Origin of the sequence: Lentzea sp. NEAU-D7 (assembly GCF_026242055.1) — a bacterium.
Lineage (GTDB): Bacteria > Actinomycetota > Actinomycetes > Mycobacteriales > Pseudonocardiaceae > Lentzea.
The window spans coordinates 34,432-55,167 of sequence record NZ_JAPJDL010000009.1 but is presented as its reverse complement, the minus strand read 5'-3'; the positions used below and the strand labels follow the sequence as shown (position 1 = coordinate 55,167).

Sequence of the window (20,736 nt, the reverse complement as noted above, 5' to 3'; positions counted from 1 at the left end):
CCGTTGTCGTGCCCACCCGAATTGCCGCGGGCGGTGGATGCGGGAGAGGGTGGGCCGGTGCCCAAGTGGGTGGGACGCGCGACGGTGGTGAACGGCCGTGCACGGACGGCTGTCCCGGAGAACGGGAAACCTCCGATCACGTTGGACGGGTTGACCCTGCCCGACGCGCCGTCGTTGCTCGTCGACGCCAAGGGTGTCGTCATGCAGGCGAACCCCGCGGCCGTGGAGCTCGCGGTCGCGCAGGGCGCCGACGACCTCGTCGGGCACGCGCTCGGCGACCTGCTCCTCGGCAACTCCGCCGACCTGAGGCTGCTGCGGGCGGACGGCACCGAACTGCCGGTGCGCGTCGCCCGGCACGCCGTACCCGGCACGGGCCTGCAGGCCGTGCTGCTGATCGACGTCTCCGACCTCGCCTCCGCCGCGGACGCGCTGCGCGACGAGCAGCGCCGGCTGCGCAAGGTGCAGAAGGTCGCGAACCTGGGCTCGTGGGAGTTCGACCCCCGGACCGGCCTGACCGTCTGGTCGGACACGCACTACGAGCTCCTCGGCCTCGAACGCGGCACCGTCGTACCGGGCGCGCAGGCCGTTCTCGACGTCGTGCACCCCGACGACTACCAGATGGTCGAGACGTACTGGCACGGTCGCGAGATCACCGGCGATCCGATCGACATCGAGTACCGGATAGTGCGCCCGGACGGCCAGCTGCGGTGGATCCGCGGTGTCGCCGAGGCGAGGCTGGACGACGCCGGCGGCCTGGACAAGATCACCGGCTACATCCGCGACATCACCGAGACCAAGCGTGCCGCCACCGACCTCGCCCAGGAACGGGCGCGGCTGCTGGAGGCGCAGCGCATCGCCCGCATCGGCAGCTGGGCGTACGAGACCGGCACGCGCGCCGTGCACCGCAGCGAAGTGCTGCTGGAGATGTACGCCGAGCTCGGCATGACCCCGGACGACGACCTGCTCAGCGGCGTGCACCCGGACGACCGGGAGGCCGTCAAGGCGATCCGCCACTCGTTGCTGCACGCGAGCGACGGGCAACCGGTCGAGGTCGAGGTCCGCAGCGAGGTCGGCGAGCGCGTCTACATGTGCCGCGCCCGCGCGGAGATCGCGCCGTCGGGCCGCATCGAGCGCTACCACGGCACGATCCAGGACGTCACCGAGGCGCGGGCGCTGGAACGCCAGATGCGCGAGGACCGCCGAAGACTGGCGGACGCGCAGCAGGCCGCCCGCCTCGGCATGTGGGAGTGGAACCCGGTCAGCGGCGAGGTCGTGTGGTCGGACATGCTGCGCGACCTCTACGACATCCCCGCCGAGGTCGCGGGCAACTACCAGCACTACCTCGACCTGGTGCACCCCGAGGACCGGGGCTGGGTCGACGACCTGTGGCGTCAGCTGGCGGCCGACGAGATCGCGGTGCAGTGCGAGCACCGGGTGATCCGCCGCGACGGTTCGACGCGCATCTTCCGCTGCCACGGCATGATCGTCCACGACGCGCACGGCAAGCAGCTCGCCGTCGGCACGGCCCAGGACGTCACTGAGCAGCGTGCCGCCGAAGCGCGCATGAAGCGTTCCTCGCAGCGCTTCACCGACCTCGTGTCCGTGACGCCGGTGGGCATCGGCCTGTTCGACGAGGGCGAGCGCCTGGTCGACGCCAACGACGCGTTGTGCGACCTGCTCGGCATGGAGCTGGAACAGCTGCGCGGCATGACCGCCGAACAGCTCACCCACCCCGAGGACACCTCGCCCGGCCTGCAGTGGGCCGCCGAGCGCACGCAGAAGATCCCGCAGCGCATCCTCGTCCGCCCGGACGGCGAGAAGGTCTACTGCGAGCTGCACATCGCGTTGTCCGTGCAGGACGACGGCCGCCGCTTCTGGCTGATCGTGTTCCTGGACATCACCGAACGCCGCCGCGCCGCCGAGGCCCTGCGGCACCAGGCCACCCACGACGAGCTGACCGGCCTGCCGAACCGCGCGCTGGTGAAGGAGATCCTCGGCAAGCTGCTGGAGGGCCCCGGCCGCTCCAAGGTCGCCGTGCTCTTCTGCGACATCGACAACTTCAAGCGCGTCAACGACTCCCTCGGCCACGACGCGGGCGACGAGCTCCTGGTCGCCCTGGCGCGACGCCTGGAAGGCGGCCTGCCGGACGGCTGCACCGCCGCCCGGCTGTCCGGGGACGAGTACGTGATCATCGCCGAGGACCTCGACGCCGTGGGTGGCGTCGACGCTCTGGCGACACGGGTCGCGTCCCTGCTGAGGACCGCGGTTCCGGTGCACGGCCAGCTGGTCCGCGTCTCGGCCTCGATCGGCGCGGCCGTGCCGAACGGCTCGCGCGCCAACGGCGCCGACCTGCTCAGGTTCGCCGACGCCGCGATGTTCGAGGCGAAGCGCGCCGGCGCCGGACGGGTCTCGCTGGCCTCGGCGGCCCTGATCGCGTCGGCGGACCGCCAGGTGCACCTCGAGGGCCAGCTGCGCGAGGCCCTGCAGAACGACGGCCTGGCGCTGCACTACCAGCCCGTCGTGGGCGTCGACGGCGCCGTCCTGACCGCCGAGGCGCTGGTGCGCTGGCCGCACCCCGACCGCGGTCTGCTGCCGCCGGACGTGTTCCTGCCGGTCGCCGAGCAGGGCGACCTGATGCGCGAGCTGGACCGCTGGGTGCTGCGGACGGCGTTGAAGGAGGCCGCGACCTGGCCCGCGCCGGACGGCCGCCCGGTGTCGGTCGCCGTGAACCTCGCCGGCCTGGTGCCGGGCGATCCGGAGTTCGTCGACATCGTGTCGACCGCGATCATGGAGTCCGGCGTCCCGTGGGAACGGGTGGTGCTGGAACTGGTCGAGACGGCGTTCGTCGACCTGCCGTCGCGGGTCCGCCAGTCGATGGACGAACTGGTGAAGCGCGGCGTGCAGTTCGCCGTCGACGACTTCGGCACCGGCTACTCGTCGCTGGCGCGCCTGAAGGACCTGCCGGCCCAGATCATCAAGGTGGACCGGCGCTTCGTCTCGGGCGTGGGCAACGACTCCTCGGACTTCGCCGTCGCGCGCGCCGTGGTGGACATGGCACGCGCGATGGGACGCAAGTGCGTCGCGGAGGGCGTGGAGACCGCCACCCAGTTCCACGTCCTGCGCGGTGTCGGCGTGGACGCGTACCAGGGCTGGTTGTTCTCGCGTCCCGTGCCGCCCAAGGAGTTCCGCGCGGTGCTAGCTCTCGGGCCGCTCCACATACCCCGCGCTGGCTGAGATCTCCGGCAGCAGCGCCGCGATCCGGTGCCTGGGCAGGTCGACCAACCGCAGTTCGAGGTCGTCCTGCGGCACCGGGGCGTGGTCGATGATCTCCGCCGCCTGCTTCTTGGTCAGCACGCCCTGCGACGCGGTGATCAGCGCCTCGCGCCAGCTGTTGCGCAGCTTGCCGTGCGCCTTCATCAGGACCTCGCGGACCGTGCGCTCGCCCAGCGACAGCGTGCCGGCCAGCACCTGGTCGGCGACGACGATCGTCGTCCTGCCATCCGGGTTGTTGCGCAGGAACTTCAACTTGAACCGCGTCCGCACGAGCTCCTGCAGCTCCGTCTGCCCGGCCTCCGACGACACCGCCGGGTGGTTGTTCGGCACCAGGCAGGCCAGCCGCGCGGGTGACGAGGCGAGAAGCGTGCGCAGCAGCCACGGGCCGGGATCCGCGGACAGGTCCACGGCCAGGGAGGCCGCACCCTTGCCGACGGGCTCGGACCAGCCCGCCGCACGGGGCTTCGGCGGCGGGGAGGACTCCGGGCGGGGAGCGAGATCCGACAGCGCGGCCAGAGCCTCCGGCGACGGACCGGACGACTCCACGGACTGCGCGCCGTGCGTGTAGATCCGCGTGCCACCGGACACCGCGCGGCGCCCCGTGGGACGGCACACGTAGAGGTCGGCGGCCGAGCCGATGGCCTGCGCGCCGTCGAAGCGGTGGAACGCGGGCAGGATCGCCTCGAACACCAGGCCGAGCTTCTGCAGTTCCTGCTGCACCTTCAGGCCCAGAGCGGGCGTGCGCTCCGAGAAGCCGTACGCGAGCAGCAGGCGGCCCGAAGCGATGTCCTCCAACGCCTCGATGCCGCGGCCCGCGAACAGGCCCATGCCCTCCGGCGTGTAGGGCGGGTCGCTGAAAACGAGGTCGAAGGACTCGAGAACCGAACTGGGCAGGCCGAAACGCATGTCGCAGTGCAACGTCCTGATGTCGAGCCCGCGTGCGGCGGCCCGTGCGTCGATGAACTCCAGCAGGCGCTCGTCCAGGTCCACGACCGTGATCGAGACGTTCGGGTTGACCGCGGCGACGGCCAGCGAGGTCAGGTCGTGGTCGCCCAGGCACAGCAGGCGCCTGCCCGTCAGGTCGTACGACGAGTCCAGCCACACCGCGCGGTTCAGCGCCGTCTCGGCCGTGGCCTGCACGTGGTCCAACGAGGACAACGGCGGCGGGACGTCGGCGATGTCCACGAGGATCTGGCGCAGCACGTCGGTGTGGTCGCGGACACCCGAGACGCCGAAGGCGGAGCGGTACGAGGCGACCAGACCTGGAGCGATGCGGTAACGATCGCCTGAAGATTCGGCGTCGTCGCCGAGGGCCTTGAGCAGGTCCTGCACGGTGCGGCGGGGCACGGCGGGCAGGCGCACGAGTTCGGCCAGCGGGTGCCAGTCCTCACTGAGCAGGGACAACACCTCGCGGAGCTTGCGGGCGTGCACGCCGCGCTCTGCTACCAACTGCCGAACCTGATCGATCGTCACAAGCGGTAAACCATACGGCCCGTCACATCGTGGAACGCTGTGCCGGGGTACGCCGAACGAGTTAAGGTCTTTGGGATCTACATCCAGGGCGGCCCAATCGGGGTGGTCGTCGCGACCGGAGGGATCCGAAGGGTGATCGAGTTCCGGGCCGTAACCAAGCGGTTCGAGGACGGGACCATCGCTGTCGACGAGCTCGACCTCACGGTCGAGGCGGGCACCATCACGGTGTTCGTCGGTCCTTCCGGCTGTGGCAAGACGACGTCCCTCCGCATGGTCAACCGCATGATCGACCCCACGTCGGGCACGATCCTGGTGGACGGCAAGGACGTCCTGACCGTCGACCCGCCCACCCTCAGGCGCGGCATCGGCTACGTGATCCAGCAGGCGGGCCTCTTCCCGCACCGCACGGTGCTGGACAACGTCGCGACCGTGCCTCTTCTGTCCGGTTGGGACAAACGCAAGGCGCGCACGCGCGCGGCCGAACTGCTGGAGATCGTCGGGCTGGACCCGGCCTTCGGCAAGCGCTACCCGGCCCAGCTCTCCGGAGGCCAGCAGCAACGCGTGGGTGTCGCCCGCGCGCTCGCGGCCGACCCGCCGGTGCTGCTGATGGACGAGCCGTTCAGCGCCGTCGACCCGGTGGTCCGCGAGGACCTGCAGAACGAACTCCTCCGCCTGCAAGCGGAACTCGACAAGACGATCGTGTTCGTCACGCACGACATCGACGAGGCGCTCAAGCTCGGCGAGCGCGTCGCGGTGTTCCAGACGGGCGGGCACCTCGCGCAGTACGCGAAGCCGGCGGAGCTGCTCAGCGCGCCCGCCAACGACTTCGTGGCCTCGTTCGTCGGACGGGACCGCGGCTACCGCACCCTCACGTTCCTGCACGCGGACGTACCGGTGCACCCCGTCACCACCGCCAGGCTCGGCGAGCGCGTCACCATCACCGACTGGACGCTCGTCGTCGACGAGCAGAACCGGCCGAAGGGCTGGCTGTCCGGTGTGGACGGTGAGGTCGAGGTCGCCGAGAAGGACCTGATCTCCGGCGGCTCGCTCTACGACGGCACGACGTTGCGCGGCGCGCTCGACGCGGCGCTCAGCTCGCCGTCCGCGCTCGGCGTGGTCGTCGACGACGCCGGCGCGGTCACGGGCGTGGTGCAGGCCGCTGACGTGATCCAGGCGCTCGCGAAGGCCCGCGCGGCGGGTGAGGTCCCGAAGTGACCTGGATTTTCGAGAACTGGGAAAGGTTCTGGGAAGTCACCGAGGTGCACCTCCGGCTCTCCGTCGTGCCGGTGGTGATCGGTTTCGTGCTCTCCATCCCGCTCGGGTGGTGGGCGAGCCGGTCGCAGACGGCGCGCGCGATCCTCTTCCCGTTCGCCAACATCCTGTTCACCATCCCGTCCATCGCGCTCATCGTGATCACGCCGGTGCTGATCGGCGTGAAGATCCTGGACGAGATCAACGTCATCGTGCCGCTGGTGGTCTACACGGTCGCGCTGATGGTGCGCGCGGTCGCGGACGCGCTGGCGGCGGTGCCGGGCAACGTCGTCGCCGCGGCGAACGCGATGGGGTTCCGGCCCCTGCGGCGCTTCCTCACCGTCGACTTCCCGCTGGCGCTGCCGGTCACGATCGCGGGCCTGCGGGTCGCGACCGTGTCGAACATCAGCATGGTGAGCGTGGGCGCGCTCGTCGGTCTCGGCGGCTACGGTCAGCTCTTCACCGAGGGCTACCAGACCGACAACACCGACAAGGTCCTCGCGGGCCTGATCGGGACCGTCGTGCTGGCGGTGCTCGCCGACGGACTGCTGTTGCTGATCGGACGGCTGCTCACGCCGTGGGCACGGGTGGGGAGGTGAGCTGAGATGGGCTGGCTCTTCGACCCCGCGCACTGGTCCGGCTCGACCGGGATTCCGGTGCGGCTGGTGGAGCACTTCGGCTACACGCTGCTGACCCTGGTGATCGGGGCGTTGATCGCGGTGCCGCTCGGCGCGTTCGTCGGGCACACCGGCAAGGGCGGGTTCGTGATCGTCGGGCTCTCCAACGCGCTGAGGGCGCTGCCGACGACGGCGGTGCTGATCCTCGTCGTGCTGTGGGCGGGTCTGGGCGACTTCCCGGTGTACGTCGCGCTGGTGCTGCTGGCGATCCCGCCGATCATGGCGGGCACGTACGCGGGCGTCCGCGCGGTCGACCCGGTGACGGTCGACGCCGCGAGGGGCGTCGGCATGCGCGAGTCGGGCGTGCTGCTCCAGGTGGAGATCCCGAACGCACTTCCGCTGATCTTCGGCGGTTTCCGCGGCGCCGCGCTGCAGGTGGTCGCGACCGCCACCATCGCCGCCTACACGGGCGCCGGTGGACTCGGCAGGTTCGTCTTCGACGGCCTCGCCCTGCAGGATTTCGGACAGATGCTCGCCGGCGCGGTGCTCGTGGCACTGCTCGCCGTTCTCGTCGACCTGGGGTTCGCCGGCCTGCAACGGCTGACGGTCTCGCCAGGATTGCGCCCAGTGGGAACCGGAGGAAAGAGATGAAGCGCATCGCCACGGCTGTCGCTGCCGTGATGCTTCTGTCGGCGTGCGGTGGTGACCCGCTGACGGGCGGCGCCGACAACCCGGCCCCGACGGACACCATCGTCGTGGGTTCGGGCAACTTCCCGGAGTCGCGCCTGCTCGCGGAGATCTACGCGGAAGCGTTGGCCGCCAAGGGCGTCAAGGTGTCCAAGAAGCTGAACATCGGCAACCGGGAGCTGTACTACAAGGGTGTGCAGGACGGCTCGATCGACCTGATCCCGGAGTACTCCGGCGTGCTTCTCAAGTACATCAACAAGGAGGCGCAGGAAGTCGGCTCCGACGAGGTGTACGCGGCGCTGAAGAAGGCGCTGCCGCAGAACCTCATCGTGCTCGACAAGTCGTCCGCGGAGGACAAGGACGCCGTCGTCGTCACGAAGCAGATCGCGGCGCAGTACAGCCTGAAGTCGATCGACGACCTCGTGCCGTACTGCAAGGACCTGGTCTTCGGCGGCCCGCCGGAGTTCCAGAGCCGCGCGGACGGCCTGCCGGGCCTGAAGGCCAAGTACTCCTGCGAGTTCAAGGAGTTCAAGGTCCTCGACGTCGGCGGCCCGCTGACCGTCGCCGGTCTGAAGGACAACACGGTGCAGGCGGCCGACCTGTTCACGACGGACGCGGCCATCAAGGCCAACGAGTTCGTGGTGCTGGAAGACCCGAAGAACGTCTTCGCCGCGCAGAACGTGTTGCCGCTCATCAACGAGAAGAAGGCGTCGCAGCAGGTCCGCGACACCCTCAACGCCATCTCGAAGAAGCTCGACACGAAGGTGCTGCTGGAGCTGAACCAGAAGCTCTCGGCGCCGGACAAGCCGGAACCGGAGAAGGTCGCCAAGGAGTGGCTCGCCTCCGCGGGCATCTGATCGCGTTCTGACGACCGCCGGCCCGCAGGCCTATGCCTGCAGGTCGGCGGTTTTCGCTTGTACGCCCATGTAGATGAACGTGTCTTCATAGCCCAGCGAATGGTTCACGCGGAGCATGTGCTCGTTCTCGCTGCTGGTGCGCGTGTAGATCGTTTCGACGCCTTTCAAGTTGTGCAGCATGTACGCCTTGATCAACCTGCCGAACCCCCGGCCACGATGTGCGGGGAGCACGACCGTGTGCAGTTGCTCGGCCACGGTGGACACGGCCGGATCCAACTCGACGACCGTGACGCCGGCGGCCTGGCCCTCGTGCAGCAGGAGGACGATCCATCGGACCGGGACGGCGTCGGCCTCCTCCCGCCGGATGCTCTCGACGGTGTTGCGCGTCAGATCGAGCGTCGTTTCGCCCCGCGGAGCGTCCCTTATGCCGTTGAGCGCCTCGACGTAGGCCTCGACGAACTCCTCCGGTGCCGCGCCCTTCCACGTGACGAGCTCGTATCCGGCCGGAAGCTCGCCGACTTCGGGCGGATCCGAGAGGGCGAGCCGTTGCCTGGTCATGGTGGAAACGACGCGGAATCCGCGGGCGGCGGCGAACTGCTCGCCCGGGCTGTCCCCGAAAACGCTCCACGCCTCGATGACGGTGCGGCCGTTCACCAACGACAGCATGGCGTGGAGCAACGCCGTGCCGATGCCGCGCCGGCGGTGGGCCGGCAGCACCACCACGTTGGCAGTGGCGAGGTGCGCGTTGGCCTCGGCCTCGGAGATCCGCACCTCGCCGTAGCCGATGATCTTTCCGGCTTCTCGCGCGACGACGAAGCGCGGCGGTTCGAAGCCGAGGTCGTCGTGAAGCTCCCACCTGGCGATGCAGGCTTCGTAGGACGGCCGCTTCTTGCCGGGTGAGTCCTCGACCACCCAGGCCGCCACGACCTCGTAGAGGCCGCGCCGGTCCTCCTCGGACGCGGAGGAGAAATCCAGTTCCTCGATCTGTTCGGTTGTAACCCCCATGCACGCTATGCAACCAGACCGTTGCTCTCCGCCCAATACCTGATGGCGGCCGCGATCTCCTTCGGCCGGTCCTCCTGAGCGTGGTGCCCGGCCTCACCGGCCGCCACGACCTCCAGCGCCGCGATGTTCTCGGAGCACCATGCGGCCAGCTCAGGAGTGATGAGCAGCGTCGGCGCGTTCTCGAAGGTCAGCAGCAACTTCGGCACCTCCGAGGTCGCCAGCCACTCGCCGTAAGCCTCCATGCGCGGCACCAGAGCAGGCGGGTCGCCGTCGACCGGCAGTTGCTGTGCCCACGCGAGCACCGGACGGCGGCTCTCCCGGTCGGGGAACGGCGCCAGGTACGCGGCCATGTCCTCCTCCGAGACCGGTGTGCGCACACCGCCGGTGAACGCCTGGCGCACGACGGTGTCCTGGTCCAGCACCAGTTCCTCGGCCAGGCCGGGGGTCCGCAGCCTGCGCATCCGCTCCTGCGCGGCGGGCAGCAGGTCGGCGGAGCGAAGGGGCTTCACCATCGTCTCGAAGAACGCGACGCCGGCCACGCGCGTGGGATGCCGGGCGGCCCAGTCGAACGCGAGCGCGCCGCCCCAGTCGTGGCCGACCAGGACCACCTGGTCCAGTTCGAGGGCGTCGAACCACGCGTCGAGGTACCGGGAGTGGTCGTCGAACGAGTAGCCGATGGCCGGCTTGCCCGACCTGCCCATGCCGATGAGGTCGGGGGCGAGTCCGCCCAGTTCGGGCAGGACGTTGCGCCACGTGTGCGACGAGGCGGGGTTGCCGTGCAGGAACACGAACGGCGCGGAGCCGTGGGCCTCGTGGTGCATGGTCGAGTCGAGGACGGGAACGACGGGCATCGAGGGCTCCTCAGTCGAGGGGGACGGCGAGCAGTGCGAGCAGTTCGCCGGAGAAGGCGGAGGTGCGGTCGCCCAGCGGCGCGAGCAGCCGGTCCAGCAACGAGCGGACCAGTGCCACGGCGGGCTCGACCGTCTCAAGGCCCTGCGGGGTCAGTGACAGCCGCACGGTCCGTGTGTCGACCGCGTCCCGTGTGCGCGAGATGAGTCCCGACGCCTCCAGCGAACGCGCCAGCTTCGAGACGTACAGCGCTTCCAGGCCTGTGTGATCGGCCAGTTCGCGTTGCGAGGGCCGGTCCAGGGCCAGCAGTGATGCCAACACGACGTACTGCGCGTGCGTCAGCCCGAGAGGGTCCAACGCTCGGTCAACGGCCGTCCGCCACTTCATCGCCAAACGCCACACGAGGTGCCCAGGAGTCTGTTCCGCACTGCTCATGGCAGATACAGTACATGGCTACTATATACATGGCTACTATCAGGACGCGGCGTGACCACCGATCCGCAGCGTCAGTTCCTCGGCGGCCTTGTGCACCTCTTTGGCCAGGTCGGGCCACGTCTGTCCGCACGGCGTGTCGCAGACGTGCCGGAACGTCAGCGTGATGGCCGCGATCGGCCGCTCGCCGTGGTCGAACACCGGCGCCGCCACCGAGGCGAACCCGGCCGTCACGAACCCGTCCTCGACCGACCAGCCCTGCCGCCGTTCCAGCGTCAGCAGCCGGCGCAACGCCGGCAGGTTGTGCGGGCCGCGGCCGGTGCGGTCGACGAACGAGGCCACCGACGGCAGCAGTGCCCTGACCTGCGCTGGAGGCAGGTGCGCGAGCATCGCGCGACCCGAGGCCGTCAGGTGGGCGGGAAGCCGCACGCCGACGTCGGACACGATCGACTGCGGCTGGCGGGGTTGCTCGCGCACCAGGTACAGCGCCTCGGCGCCGTGCAGGACGCCCAGGTGTGCGACCTTCTCCATCCGGTCGGCGAGCTTGCGCAGCAACGGGCGGGCCAGGCGTTCCAGCGGATCGTGCCGCAGGTACGCGGAGCCGAGCTCGAACGCCGCGACGCCCAGGCCGTAGCGCTTCTCCTCGGGGAAGTGCGTCGCGAAGCCGGCCTCGGTCAGCTCCGACAGCAGGTGGTAGGTCGTGGACCTGGGCAGGTTCAGCTCGCGCGCCACCGACGCCGCGGAGACGGGCCCCGGTCTGCCCGCCAGCAGCCGGAGGACTGCCAACCCTCGCCGCAGCGCGGGAACGTCACTGCTGCTGCCCACGTCGGTGATTTTCCCATGTGATGCACCCCACGCCGTTACGACATCAGGGCACACTCAACAGAACACGCCCGGGGAGCGTTGGAGGGGCGTGACGGTTTTGAAGGGGGTCGGGATTGACACCGAGTTTCGATGACTTCGTGGCAGAACAGGTGACCCCGTTGCTGCGCTATGCCACCGTGCTCACGTGCGACCCGCACCTGGCCCAGGACGTGGTCCAGGAAGTGCTGCTGCGCGCGCAGCAGAAGTGGGACCGCATCGGTTCAGTCGACCTCCCTCACGCCTACGTCAAGCGCATGGTGACCAACGAGTACCTCTCGTGGCGCAGACGCAGGGCCGCGAAGGACGTCGCTCTCTGCATGACGACGCTCGAGTCCGTCACCCCGCCCGTCGGCGACAAGACGCACCACTACGACGAGCGGGAAGCAATGTTGCAGCGGATCGCGAAGCTGCCCCGCAAACAGCGGGCCGCCGTCGTGCTCCGCTACTACGAGAACTACGAGGACTCGGAGATCGCACAGATGCTCGGTTGTGCCGAGGGAACCGTGCGCAGCCACATCTCGCGTGCGCTGGCCACACTCCGCCTGGACCACACGCCGGAACCCGCTGGAGTCGGGTTGCGGTTCGGGGAGGGCCTGTCGTGAACGACACCGAACAGCTCATCAAGGAGGCGCTCGGTCAGCTGGCCGAACGCACTCCGCATCCGGGCCCGACGCTGAACGCCCTGCGGCGCAAGCGCAAGAGGCAGCGGAACAACATCTTCCTGATCGCCACGGCCGGCATGGCCGCGGTCGTCGTCCTGATCTTCGCGGGCGTGATCGCGAGCGACAGGTACACGCCGCCGAACCAGAACAACGCCGCGGCCGCGCTCGTCGGCGACGACCAGGTCTCGCGCCTGCCGCTCAAGTACTCGCCGCACTGGCTGCCCGAGGGCTACGGCGAGGTCTACCGGGGCCTGCTCGACGGCGAACGCGCCTACGTGCCCACCGGTGCCCAGGGCTACCCGTTCACCGACGGCGGCCCGCTGACCAAGCTCGGCAAGTCGAAGAGCAAGCCCGACACGACGGGCTGGGACGAGGTCTCCGTCCGCGGGCTGAAGGCCTGGGTCCGCACCGAGCAGGGCCAGTCGCCGGGTCTCACCGCCCGGCTGGTCTGGGAGGCGCAGGACTGGCTGAGCGTCACGGTGCGCGGCACGGACGACGTGAAGCAGACCGCGCTGCGGGTCGCGGAGTCGGTGCGAGCCGACTCGAAGGTCGTCCACCGGCCGCCGTTCGTGCTCAAGGGCATGGAGGCGACCGAGGTCTGGGGCAGCTCACCCGGTGACTGGGGCGCCCAGCTGGCCGAGGACCCGCTCGTCGTCCAGGTCTCGACCCGCTCGCCCGGCCTGTCCGGCGGGGCGCCGGTCACGGTGCGCGGCAAGCAGGGCGTGCAGGTGGACGGCGCGGTCGCGGTGCTCGACGGCTCCGTGTGGGTGACCGTCCGGGGTGCGGCCTCGCCGGAGGAGCTGGTCAGGACCGCGAACGACGTCGAGCTCTCGCCCTCTCCCGACACGAGCTGGATCGGCAGGGGCCTGTAGGTCCGTCTGGCATCTCAGACACCATCGAGCGCTCCGGGGTCGCTGACTCGGCCCCGGAGCGCTGTGATGTCTCCATGCGACAACCGGTGGAGCTGGGTCCGAAGCCTCTGACCCTCGAGGACGTTCATGCCGTCGCCCGCGACGGCGCCCCGGTGGAGATCACCGCAGCGGCCCGCGAGGCGGTCACCACCGCCCGCGGCCACATCGAACAGCTCGCCACGGCCGAACGCCCCACCTACGGCGTCTCGACCGGGTTCGGCGCGCTCGCCGTCCGGCACATCCCGCCGGACCGCCGTGCCCAGCTGCAGCGGTCGCTGATCCGCTCGCACGCCGCCGGCGCCGGTCCCGAGGTCGAACGCGAGGTCGTGCGGGCGCTGATGCTGCTGCGCCTGCGCACGCTCTCGACCGGCCACACCGGCGTCCGGCTGTCCACTGTGGACGCGATGGCGGGGATGCTGAACGCCGGCATCACCCCGGTCGTGCACGAGTACGGCTCGCTGGGCTGCTCCGGCGACCTCGCGCCGTTGTCGGCGTGCGCGCTCGCGCTGATGGGCGAGGGCATGGTCCGCAACTCGCGCGACGAGCTCGTCCCCGCGGCCGAAGCCCTCGCCGAAGCGGGCATCGAACCCGTGCAGCTGGCCGAGAAGGAAGGCCTCGCGCTGATCAACGGCACGGACGGCATGCTCGGCATGCTGTCGCTGGCGATCGCCGACCTCACCCGGCTGCTGGACATCGCGGACCTCACCGCCGCGATGAGCGTCGAGGCCCTGCTCGGCACCGACCGCGTCTTCGAGCCGGAGCTGCACGCGCTGCGCCCGCACCCCGGCCAGAACCTGTCGGCCGCCCGGATGCTCGCGTTCCTCAAGAACTCCGAGATCGTCGCCTCGCACCGCGGCCCGGACTGCACCCGCGTGCAGGACGCGTACTCGCTGCGCTGCTCCCCGCAGGTGCACGGCGCGGCGCGCGACACCGTCGCGTACGCGGCGACGGTGGCCGACCGCGAACTGGCGTCCGTGATCGACAACCCGGTCGTGCTGGCGGACGGCCGCGTCGAGTCCAACGGCAACTTCCACGGCGCCCCGGTCGCCTACGTGCTGGACTTCCTGGCCATCCCGCTCGCGGACGTGGCCTCCATCGCCGAGCGCCGCACCGACCGCATGCTCGACGTCTCCCGCTCGCACGGCCTGCCGCCGTTCCTCGCCGACGACCCCGGCGTCGACTCCGGCCACATGATCGCCCAGTACACCCAGGCGGCGATCGTGTCCGAGCTCAAGCGCCTGGCCGTGCCGGCCTCCGTCGACTCGATCCCGTCCTCCGCGATGCAGGAGGACCACGTGTCGATGGGCTGGTCCGCCGCCCGCAAGCTGCGCAAGGCCGTCGACGGGCTCACCACCGTGCTGGCCGTCGAACTGCTCACCGCCGCGCGGGCGCTCGACCTGCGCGCGCCCCTCAAGCCCGCCCCCGCGACGGCCGCCGCCGTGGCGAAGTTGCGCGAGACGGTCGCCGGTCCCGGCCCCGACCGCCACCTCGCCCCCGAGATCGCCGCCGCCGAGGCCCTGATCCGAAGTGGAGCCCTGTAATGGCTGTTCGCGCTGACCGCGGCACCGAGCTGACCGCGAAGAACTGGTCGACCGAGGCCGCTCTCCGGATGTTCCACAACAACCTCGACCCGGACGTCGCCGAGCGCCCCGAGGACCTCGTCGTCTACGGCGGCACCGGCAAGGCCGCGCGCGACTGGCCGTCGTTCGACGCGATCACCCGTGAGCTCAAGAACCTGGAAGCCGACGAGACGCTGCTCGTGCAGTCCGGACGCCCGGTCGGCGTCATGCGCACGAACGAATGGGCACCGCGCGTGCTCATCGCGAACTCGAACCTCGTGCCGGACTGGGCGAACTGGCCCGAGTTCCGCCGCCTGGAGGCCGAGGGCCTCACGATGTACGGGCAGATGACCGCCGGTTCGTGGATCTACATCGGCACCCAGGGCATCCTGCAGGGCACCTTCGAGACGTTCGCTGCCGTCGCCACCAAGCGCTTCAACGGCACGCTGCGCGGCACGCTGACGGTCACCGCGGGCCTGGGCGGCATGGGTGGCGCGCAGCCGCTGGCCGTGACGATGAACGAGGGCGTCGCGCTGTGCATCGAGGTCGACCCGCACCGCGCCCAGCGCCGCCTGGAGACCCGCTACCTCGACGAGATCGCGGACGACCTGGACTCGGCGATCGAGCGCGTGCTGGCCGCCAAGGCCGCCGGTGAGGCCGTGTCCGTCGGTGTCGTGGGCAACGCGGCGGAGATCCTGCCGGAGCTGCTGCGCCGCGAGGTCGCCGTCGACATCGTCACCGACCAGACCTCGGCGCACGACCCGCTGGCGTACCTGCCCGTCGGCGTCCCGCTGGAGGAGTGGCAGGACTACGCCGCCGCGAAGCCCGAGGAGTTCACCGACCGCGCCCGCAGGTCGATGGCCGCTCACGTCGAGGCCATGGTCGGGTTCATGGACCGCGGCGCCGAGGTGTTCGACTACGGCAACTCGATCCGCGGTGAGGCGCAGCTCGGCGGCTACGACCGCGCGTTCGCGTTCCCCGGCTTCGTGCCCGCCTACATCCGGCCGCTGTTCTGCGAGGGCAAGGGCCCGTTCCGCTGGGCCGCGCTGTCCGGCGACCCCGAGGACATCGCCAAGACCGACAAGGCGATCCTGGAGCTCTTCCCGGAGAACGAGCAGCTCCACCGGTGGATCAAGATGGCGGGCGAGCGCGTCGAGTTCCAGGGCCTGCCCGCCCGCATCTGCTGGCTCGGCTACGGCGAACGGCACCTCGCGGGCCTCAAGTTCAACGAGATGGTGGCGTCCGGCGAGCTGTCCGCGCCGATCGTCATCGGCCGCGACCACCTCGACTGCGGCTCGGTGGCCTCCCCGTACCGCGAGACCGAGGCGATGGCCGACGGCTCCGACGCGATCGCGGACTGGCCGCTGCTCAACGCCCTGGTCAACACGGCCTCCGGCGCCACGTGGGTGTCGATCCACCACGGCGGCGGCGTCGGCATCGGCCGCTCGATCCACGCAGGCCAGGTGACGGTCGCGGACGGCACCGCGCTGGCGGCGCAGAAGATCGAGCGCGTGCTGACCAACGACCCCGGCATGGGCGTCATCCGGCACGTGGACGCCGGGTACGACGAGGCGAAGTCGGTGGCGTCGGACAAGGGCGTCCGCATCCCGATGGAGGGCTGAGAATTGTCAGACCTCGCTGGGACAATGGAAATCGGGGGACCCCCTGGAGGGGACCCCTGCGTGAGCACGCCGGTGGAGGGCTGATGCTCGACCAGATCGCGGACGTCGGCAGGGACCCGAAGCGCGGCGGCTACTCCCGCCACGGCTACGACAAGCCGGAGCTGGAGCTGCGGCACTGGTTCGTCGAGCAGGCCGTCAGGCGCGGCCTGAACGTCGAGACCGACCAGAACGGCAACATCTGGGCCTGGTGGGGCGAGCGCGGCGACAACGCGCTCGTCACCGGCAGCCACCTGGACTCGGTGCCCGGTGGCGGCGCGTTCGACGGCCCGCTCGGGGTGACCAGCTCCCTGCAGGCCGTGGACCTCCTGCAGGCCAAGGGGTTCAAGCCCGCGCGGCCGTTCGCGATCACGGTCTTCGCGGAGGAGGAAGGCGGCCGGTTCGGCGTCGCGTGCCTCGGTTCGCGGCTGCTGACCGGTGCCATCGCCCCGGAGAAGGCGCTGGCGCTCAAGGACCCGGACGGCGTCACGCTGGCCGAGGCCATGAAGGCCTCCGGGTACGACCCGGACCTGGTCGGCCGCGACGAACGGGCGCTGAGGCGCATCGGCCAGTTCGTCGAGCTGCACGTCGAACAGGGCCGCGGCCTGACCGTGCCGGTCGGTGTCGCGAGCAGCATCCTCGCGCACGGCCGGTGGCGCTTCACGTTCTCCGGCGAGGGGAACCACGCCGGAGCGACGTTGATCGAGGACCGCCGCGACCCGATGCTCCCGGCCTCCCAACTCGTCCTCGCCGCCAGGAAGGCGGCCAGGGCAGGCGGGCGTGCCACCGTGGGAAGGCTCGTCCCCAACCCCGGTGGCACCAACGTCATCGCGTCCTCAGTGGACGTCTGGCTGGACGCGCGGGACAGCGACGACGCGCGCACCCGTGCGATGGTCGCGGAGATCTCCGAGGCTGCCCGCCAAGCCGCCGAGGAGGAGGGCTGCGAGGTCACCATCACCGAGGAGTCCTACGGCGACACGGTGTACTTCGACAGCGGGCTGCGGGACGACATCGCGGGAGCGCTCGGTGGCGTTCCGGCGCTGCCGACCGGTGCGGGCCACGACGCGGGCATCCTCGCAGCGCACGTGCCGACCGCGATGTTGTTCGTGCGCAACCCCACCGGCGTCAGCCACGCGCCGGAGGAGTTCGCCGAGCAGGCCGACGTCGACGAGGGCGTCAGGGCGCTGGCGGCGACGATCGAACACCTCGGCTCATGAACTTCTGGTGCGAGCGGGCCTGGTTGCCCGCAGGGCTCGCCGAGCGCGTCCTGATCAGGGTCGAGAACGGCGTGATCGCGAACGTGTCCACAGTGGACACAATTCCGCTGGGTGTGCGGCGGCTGCACGGCATCGTCGTGCCGGGCTTCGCGAACGCGCACTCGCACGCGTTCCACCGCGCGCTCAGGGGCCGGACGCACGACGGTGGCGGCACGTTCTGGACGTGGCGCGAAGGCATGTACGCGCTGGCGTCGAAGCTGACCCCGCAGTCGTACTACCGCCTGGCCCGTGCGGTCTACGCCGAGATGGCGCTCGCGGGTGTCTCGGCCGTGGGCGAGTTCCACTACGTCCACGACGGGTCGAACGAGTTCGGGTACGCCCTACGCGAGGCGGCGCAGGACGCCGGCATCCGCCTGACCCTGCTCGACACCTGCTACCTCGCGGGCGGCATCGACCAGCCCGTCAACGAGGTGCAGCGGCGCTTCTCCGACGGCACCGCCGAGGCGTGGGCCGCACGGGTCGCCGAGCTGGAGTCCGACGAGGTCATGCGCGTCGGCGCCGCGATCCACTCGGTCCGCGCCGTCCCACGGGCCGAGCTCTCCGTGGTGGCGCAGGCGTTCCCGGACGCCCCGCTGCACGTCCACCTCTCCGAGCAGCCCGCCGAGAACGAGGCCTGCCTCGCCGCGTACGGCCTCACGCCGACCGGGCTCCTGCACGAGGCCGGTGCGCTCTCCCCGCGGACAACGGCCGTGCACGCCACGCACCTGACACCCGAGGACATCGCACTGCTCGGCGGCTCCGGCACGGGCGCGTGCTTCTGCCCGACAACCGAGGCGGACCTGGCCGACGGCATCGGCCCCGCCCGCGAACTGGCCGACGCGGGCAGCCCGTTGTCGCTGGGCAGCGACCAGCACGCGGTGATCGACCCGCTGCTGGAAACCCGCGCCCTGGAGCACAACGAACGGCTCCGCACCGGCCAGCGAGGTCGTTTCTCGCCGGCCGAACTGCTCGACGCGGCCACCCGCCACTCCGCACTCGGCTGGGACGGGGGACGCATCGAGCCAGGGGCGCCCTGCGACCTCGTGGCGATCAGCTGCTCGACGCCGCGCACCGCGGGTTCGTTGCCGCAGCAGGTCCTCCTGACGGCCACGGCGTCCGATGTGGACACCGTCGTGGTCGGCGGTCGCGTGGTCGCCGCGGGTGGCGTGCACGAGACCCTGGGAGACGTCGGCAGGCTGCTGGCGGACGCGATCGAGGAGCTGTGGGCATGAGCACGCTGATCACCGGCATCGGTGAGCTGACCACGAACAGCGAGGTCACCGGCAACGCGCTGGTCATCGACGGCGCGGAGATCGCCTGGGTCGGCTCGTCCACGAACGCTCCGGCGGCCGACGACAGGGTCGACGTCGAGGGCCGCGCGGTGCTGCCCGGCTGGGTCGACAGCCACACCCACCTGGTGTTCGCGGGCGACCGGACCGCCGAGTTCGGCGCGCGCATGGCCGGCAAGCCCTACACCGCGGGCGGCATCGCCGTGACCGTCAACGCGACCCGTGCCGCGACCGACGAGGAACTGGCCGCGGTCGTGCGCAGGCACGTCGCCGAAGCCCTACGCCAAGGGACGACGTTCGTCGAGACCAAGACCGGCTACGGCCTGAACGTCGCCGACGAGGTGCGGTCGGCCCGCATCGCCGCCGAACAGGCCGACGAGGTCACGTTCCTCGGTGCCCACCTCGTGCCGCCCGGCGAGGACGCGGACACCTACGTCGACCTGGTCCGCGGGGAGATGCTCGACGCCGTCGCACCCCTGGTGAGCTGGGCGGACGTGTTCTGCGAGAAGGGTGCCTTCGACTACGACCAGTCGAAGGCCGTGCTCCAGGCGGCCGCGGCGAAGGGCCTCGGCCTGCGCGTCCACGGCAACCAGCTCGGCGAGGGCCCCGGCGTGCGGCTGGCCGTGGAACTCGGCGCCGCCTCCGTCGACCACTGCACGTACCTGTCCGCCGCGGACGTCGACGCGCTGGCCTCCTCGGACACCGTCGCCACGCTGCTCCCGGCGTGCGACCTCTCGACCCGCCAGTCGCTGCCGCCCGCCCGCGCCCTGCTCGACGCCGGTGCGACGGTGGCCCTCGCCAGCAACTGCAACCCCGGCTCGTCCTACACCTCGTCGATGGCGTTCTGCGTGACGACAGCGGTCTTGCAGATGCGGATGAGCGTCGAGGAAGCGGTCTGGGCGGCGACGGCGGGCGGTGCCCAGGCGTTGCGACGCACCGACGTCGGTGTCATCAGGCCTGGTGCGCGGGCGGATCTCCACGTGCTGGACGCACCCTCGATCACGCATCTGGCGTACCGGCCGGGCGTCCCGTTGACGCACTCGGTGTGGCGTCGGGGGGAACGCGCCAGTTGAGACAGACCCCTCATCACCCGTCGTGTGGGCCTACTGGCGCAAGGTGCGGGGCCGTACGGTGTCCCCGTGGTGGACTTCGCGGAGGCCTTGACGAAAGCCGTCGACAACAGCGGCCTCAGCCTCGAGCGCATCCAGCACCACCTGGCCGCCCGGGGCATGCAGGTCAGCATCTCGACGCTCAGCTACTGGCGCCGCGGCCGCAGCCGTCCGGAACGCCCGGAGTCGCTGAAGGTCGTCGCCGCCCTGGAGGAGCTGCTCGACCTCGGTGAGGGCTTCCTGACCGACCGGCTGGGCGACAAGAGGCCGCGCGGGCGCTGGGTGGACCAGTCGCTGTCCCTGGAGGACATGTGGGACTCGCGGGCCACCGACCTCGGTGAGGTCATGTCGCGGATCGACCGGCTGCAACCGACGGCGACGACGTACCTCAGCGTGCAGGACCGGCAGGTGATCGGGCCGGACCGCCGTGAGGTCTCGAACCACTGCACCGGTGTGATCCAGGCGCTGGAGGACGGCGTCGACAGGTTCCTCGCGATCCAGCTGGCCGATGCCACGGACCTCGGCGTGCCGTCGATCGAGGCGGGGCCGCCGTGCCGGCTCGGCAGGGTGCGCAGTGAGGACTCCACCGGGTTCCTCGTCGCGGAGATCCTCTTCGACCGGATGCTCAGAGCGGGCGAGACGGCGCTCGTCGACTACACGGTCCGGATGAGGCCCGGTGCGGACAGCGAGGTCTGCGACCGGCGGTTCCTGCGGCCGGTGAACGACTACACGCTGCAGATCGACTTCAACCCGGACGCGGTGCCCGCGCGGTGCTTCCAGTTCGCGCGGCCGTCGTTGCACGAACCGGAGACCGCGCTGAACGACCTGTGGATCGGGACGACGGCGTCGACGCACATCCACGTGCGGAACTCGAAGCCCGGGATCTATGGAGTGCGGGGGGGGGGGGGGGGGGCGCGCCGCCCCCCCCCCCCCCCCGCCCCCCCCCGCGGGGGGGGGGGCGGGGGCGCCGCCCCAGCGGGCGGC

General features: G+C 70.8%; 18 protein-coding genes. 13 read left to right on the top strand and 5 right to left on the bottom strand.

Translation table 11 applies throughout. The features are described from left to right. Window positions 1-57 precede the first annotated feature (57 nt). The gene (locus ORI60_RS19420; RefSeq protein ID WP_266038960.1) at window positions 58-3,234 is read left to right on the top strand and encodes an EAL domain-containing protein; all 3,177 of its coding nucleotides are present in this window, start codon (window positions 58-60) and stop codon (window positions 3,232-3,234) included. Here ORI60_RS19420 and ORI60_RS19415 read toward each other — a convergent pair. Beyond that, on the bottom strand, window positions 3,196-4,746 hold the full coding sequence (locus ORI60_RS19415) for a bis-aminopropyl spermidine synthase family protein (protein ID WP_266038958.1): 1,551 nt from the start codon (window positions 4,744-4,746) through the stop codon (window positions 3,196-3,198). The genes ORI60_RS19420 and ORI60_RS19415 overlap by 39 nt on opposite strands. Window positions 4,747-4,878: 132 nt before the next feature. Between ORI60_RS19415 and ORI60_RS19410 the strand changes: the two genes are divergently transcribed. Genes ORI60_RS19410 through ORI60_RS19395 form a run of 4 tightly spaced genes read left to right on the top strand, consistent with a single transcriptional unit; the run spans window position 4,879 to window position 8,158 of the window. Next, a complete protein-coding gene (locus ORI60_RS19410) occupies window positions 4,879-5,961 on the top strand; it encodes an ABC transporter ATP-binding protein (RefSeq protein WP_266038956.1) in 1,083 nt (360 codons plus the stop codon). Further along, window positions 5,958-6,596: an ABC transporter permease gene (locus tag ORI60_RS19405; protein ID WP_266038954.1), complete on the top strand. Its 639-nt coding sequence runs from the start codon at window positions 5,958-5,960 to the stop codon at window positions 6,594-6,596. Before ORI60_RS19410 ends, ORI60_RS19405 begins: the two co-directional genes overlap by 4 nt. A gap of 6 nt (window positions 6,597-6,602) precedes the next feature. After that, the gene (locus ORI60_RS19400; RefSeq protein WP_266038953.1) at window positions 6,603-7,265 is read left to right on the top strand and encodes an ABC transporter permease; all 663 of its coding nucleotides are present in this window, start codon (window positions 6,603-6,605) and stop codon (window positions 7,263-7,265) included. Then, window positions 7,262-8,158 carry an ABC transporter substrate-binding protein gene (locus tag ORI60_RS19395; protein ID WP_266038952.1) on the top strand — a complete coding sequence of 299 codons (897 nt, stop codon included), beginning with the start codon at window positions 7,262-7,264 and terminating at the stop codon, window positions 8,156-8,158. The genes ORI60_RS19400 and ORI60_RS19395 overlap by 4 nt, the downstream gene beginning before the upstream one ends. A 30-nt stretch (window positions 8,159-8,188) precedes the next feature. Here ORI60_RS19395 and ORI60_RS19390 read toward each other — a convergent pair whose 3' ends face one another. Genes ORI60_RS19390 through ORI60_RS19375 form a run of 4 tightly spaced genes read right to left on the bottom strand, consistent with a single transcriptional unit; the run spans window position 8,189 to window position 11,269 of the window. Next, window positions 8,189-9,199 carry a GNAT family N-acetyltransferase gene (locus tag ORI60_RS19390; protein ID WP_266038951.1) on the bottom strand — a complete coding sequence of 337 codons (1,011 nt, stop codon included), beginning with the start codon at window positions 9,197-9,199 and terminating at the stop codon, window positions 8,189-8,191. Then, window positions 9,169-10,014 carry a haloalkane dehalogenase gene (locus tag ORI60_RS19385; RefSeq protein WP_266038950.1) on the bottom strand — a complete coding sequence of 282 codons (846 nt, stop codon included), beginning with the start codon at window positions 10,012-10,014 and terminating at the stop codon, window positions 9,169-9,171. The genes ORI60_RS19390 and ORI60_RS19385 overlap by 31 nt, the downstream gene beginning before the upstream one ends. Before the next feature lie 10 nt (window positions 10,015-10,024). Beyond that, the gene (locus ORI60_RS19380; protein ID WP_266038948.1) at window positions 10,025-10,447 is read right to left on the bottom strand and encodes a MarR family winged helix-turn-helix transcriptional regulator; all 423 of its coding nucleotides are present in this window, start codon (window positions 10,445-10,447) and stop codon (window positions 10,025-10,027) included. 39 nt (window positions 10,448-10,486) lie between these two features. Continuing rightward, the gene (locus ORI60_RS19375; RefSeq protein WP_266038947.1) at window positions 10,487-11,269 is read right to left on the bottom strand and encodes an IclR family transcriptional regulator; all 783 of its coding nucleotides are present in this window, start codon (window positions 11,267-11,269) and stop codon (window positions 10,487-10,489) included. A 113-nt stretch (window positions 11,270-11,382) separates the two neighbouring features. On the opposite strand from ORI60_RS19375, the gene ORI60_RS19370 reads away from it, so the two are divergent. From ORI60_RS19370 to ORI60_RS19335, 8 genes are all read left to right on the top strand, one after another. Beyond that, window positions 11,383-11,910, top strand: a complete 528-nt coding sequence (locus ORI60_RS19370; RefSeq protein ID WP_266038946.1) for a SigE family RNA polymerase sigma factor — start codon at window positions 11,383-11,385, stop codon at window positions 11,908-11,910. Then, entirely contained in the window at window positions 11,907-12,842 is a 936-nt protein-coding gene (locus ORI60_RS19365) for a hypothetical protein (protein WP_266038945.1), read from the top strand. The genes ORI60_RS19370 and ORI60_RS19365 overlap by 4 nt, the downstream gene beginning before the upstream one ends. A 74-nt stretch (window positions 12,843-12,916) precedes the next feature. Beyond that, window positions 12,917-14,422 carry a histidine ammonia-lyase gene (gene hutH / locus ORI60_RS19360; protein WP_266038944.1) on the top strand — a complete coding sequence of 502 codons (1,506 nt, stop codon included), beginning with the start codon at window positions 12,917-12,919 and terminating at the stop codon, window positions 14,420-14,422. After that, window positions 14,422-16,062, top strand: coding sequence for a urocanate hydratase (gene hutU / locus ORI60_RS19355; RefSeq protein ID WP_266038943.1), 1,641 nt, complete (start codon window positions 14,422-14,424; stop codon window positions 16,060-16,062). The genes hutH and hutU overlap by 1 nt, the downstream gene beginning before the upstream one ends. An 83-nt stretch (window positions 16,063-16,145) precedes the next feature. Continuing rightward, window positions 16,146-17,315: an allantoate amidohydrolase gene (locus tag ORI60_RS19350; protein ID WP_266038942.1), complete on the top strand. Its 1,170-nt coding sequence runs from the start codon at window positions 16,146-16,148 to the stop codon at window positions 17,313-17,315. Further along, window positions 17,312-18,586, top strand: a complete 1,275-nt coding sequence (locus ORI60_RS19345) for a formimidoylglutamate deiminase (RefSeq protein ID WP_266038941.1) — start codon at window positions 17,312-17,314, stop codon at window positions 18,584-18,586. Before ORI60_RS19350 ends, ORI60_RS19345 begins: the two co-directional genes overlap by 4 nt. Beyond that, window positions 18,583-19,716, top strand: a complete 1,134-nt coding sequence (gene hutI / locus ORI60_RS19340) for an imidazolonepropionase (protein ID WP_266038940.1) — start codon at window positions 18,583-18,585, stop codon at window positions 19,714-19,716. Before ORI60_RS19345 ends, hutI begins: the two co-directional genes overlap by 4 nt. 69 nt (window positions 19,717-19,785) lie before the next feature. After that, the coding region (locus tag ORI60_RS19335) for a hypothetical protein (RefSeq protein WP_266038939.1) at window positions 19,786-20,736 on the top strand (951 nt) is incomplete at its 3' end.

Coding starts and splice junctions, on each gene's coding strand:
- ORI60_RS19345 (WP_266038941.1), top strand. CDS start 17,312: ATGAACTTCTGGTGCGAGCGGGCCTGGTTGCCCGCAGGGCTCGCCGAG.
- ORI60_RS19395 (WP_266038952.1), top strand. CDS start 7,262: ATGAAGCGCATCGCCACGGCTGTCGCTGCCGTGATGCTTCTGTCGGCG.
- hutU (WP_266038943.1), top strand. CDS start 14,422: ATGGCTGTTCGCGCTGACCGCGGCACCGAGCTGACCGCGAAGAACTGG.
- ORI60_RS19380 (WP_266038948.1), bottom strand. CDS start 10,447: ATGAGCAGTGCGGAACAGACTCCTGGGCACCTCGTGTGGCGTTTGGCG.
- ORI60_RS19350 (WP_266038942.1), top strand. CDS start 16,146: ATGCTCGACCAGATCGCGGACGTCGGCAGGGACCCGAAGCGCGGCGGC.
- ORI60_RS19400 (WP_266038953.1), top strand. CDS start 6,603: ATGGGCTGGCTCTTCGACCCCGCGCACTGGTCCGGCTCGACCGGGATT.
- hutH (WP_266038944.1), top strand. CDS start 12,917: ATGCGACAACCGGTGGAGCTGGGTCCGAAGCCTCTGACCCTCGAGGAC.
- hutI (WP_266038940.1), top strand. CDS start 18,583: ATGAGCACGCTGATCACCGGCATCGGTGAGCTGACCACGAACAGCGAG.
- ORI60_RS19385 (WP_266038950.1), bottom strand. CDS start 10,014: ATGCCCGTCGTTCCCGTCCTCGACTCGACCATGCACCACGAGGCCCAC.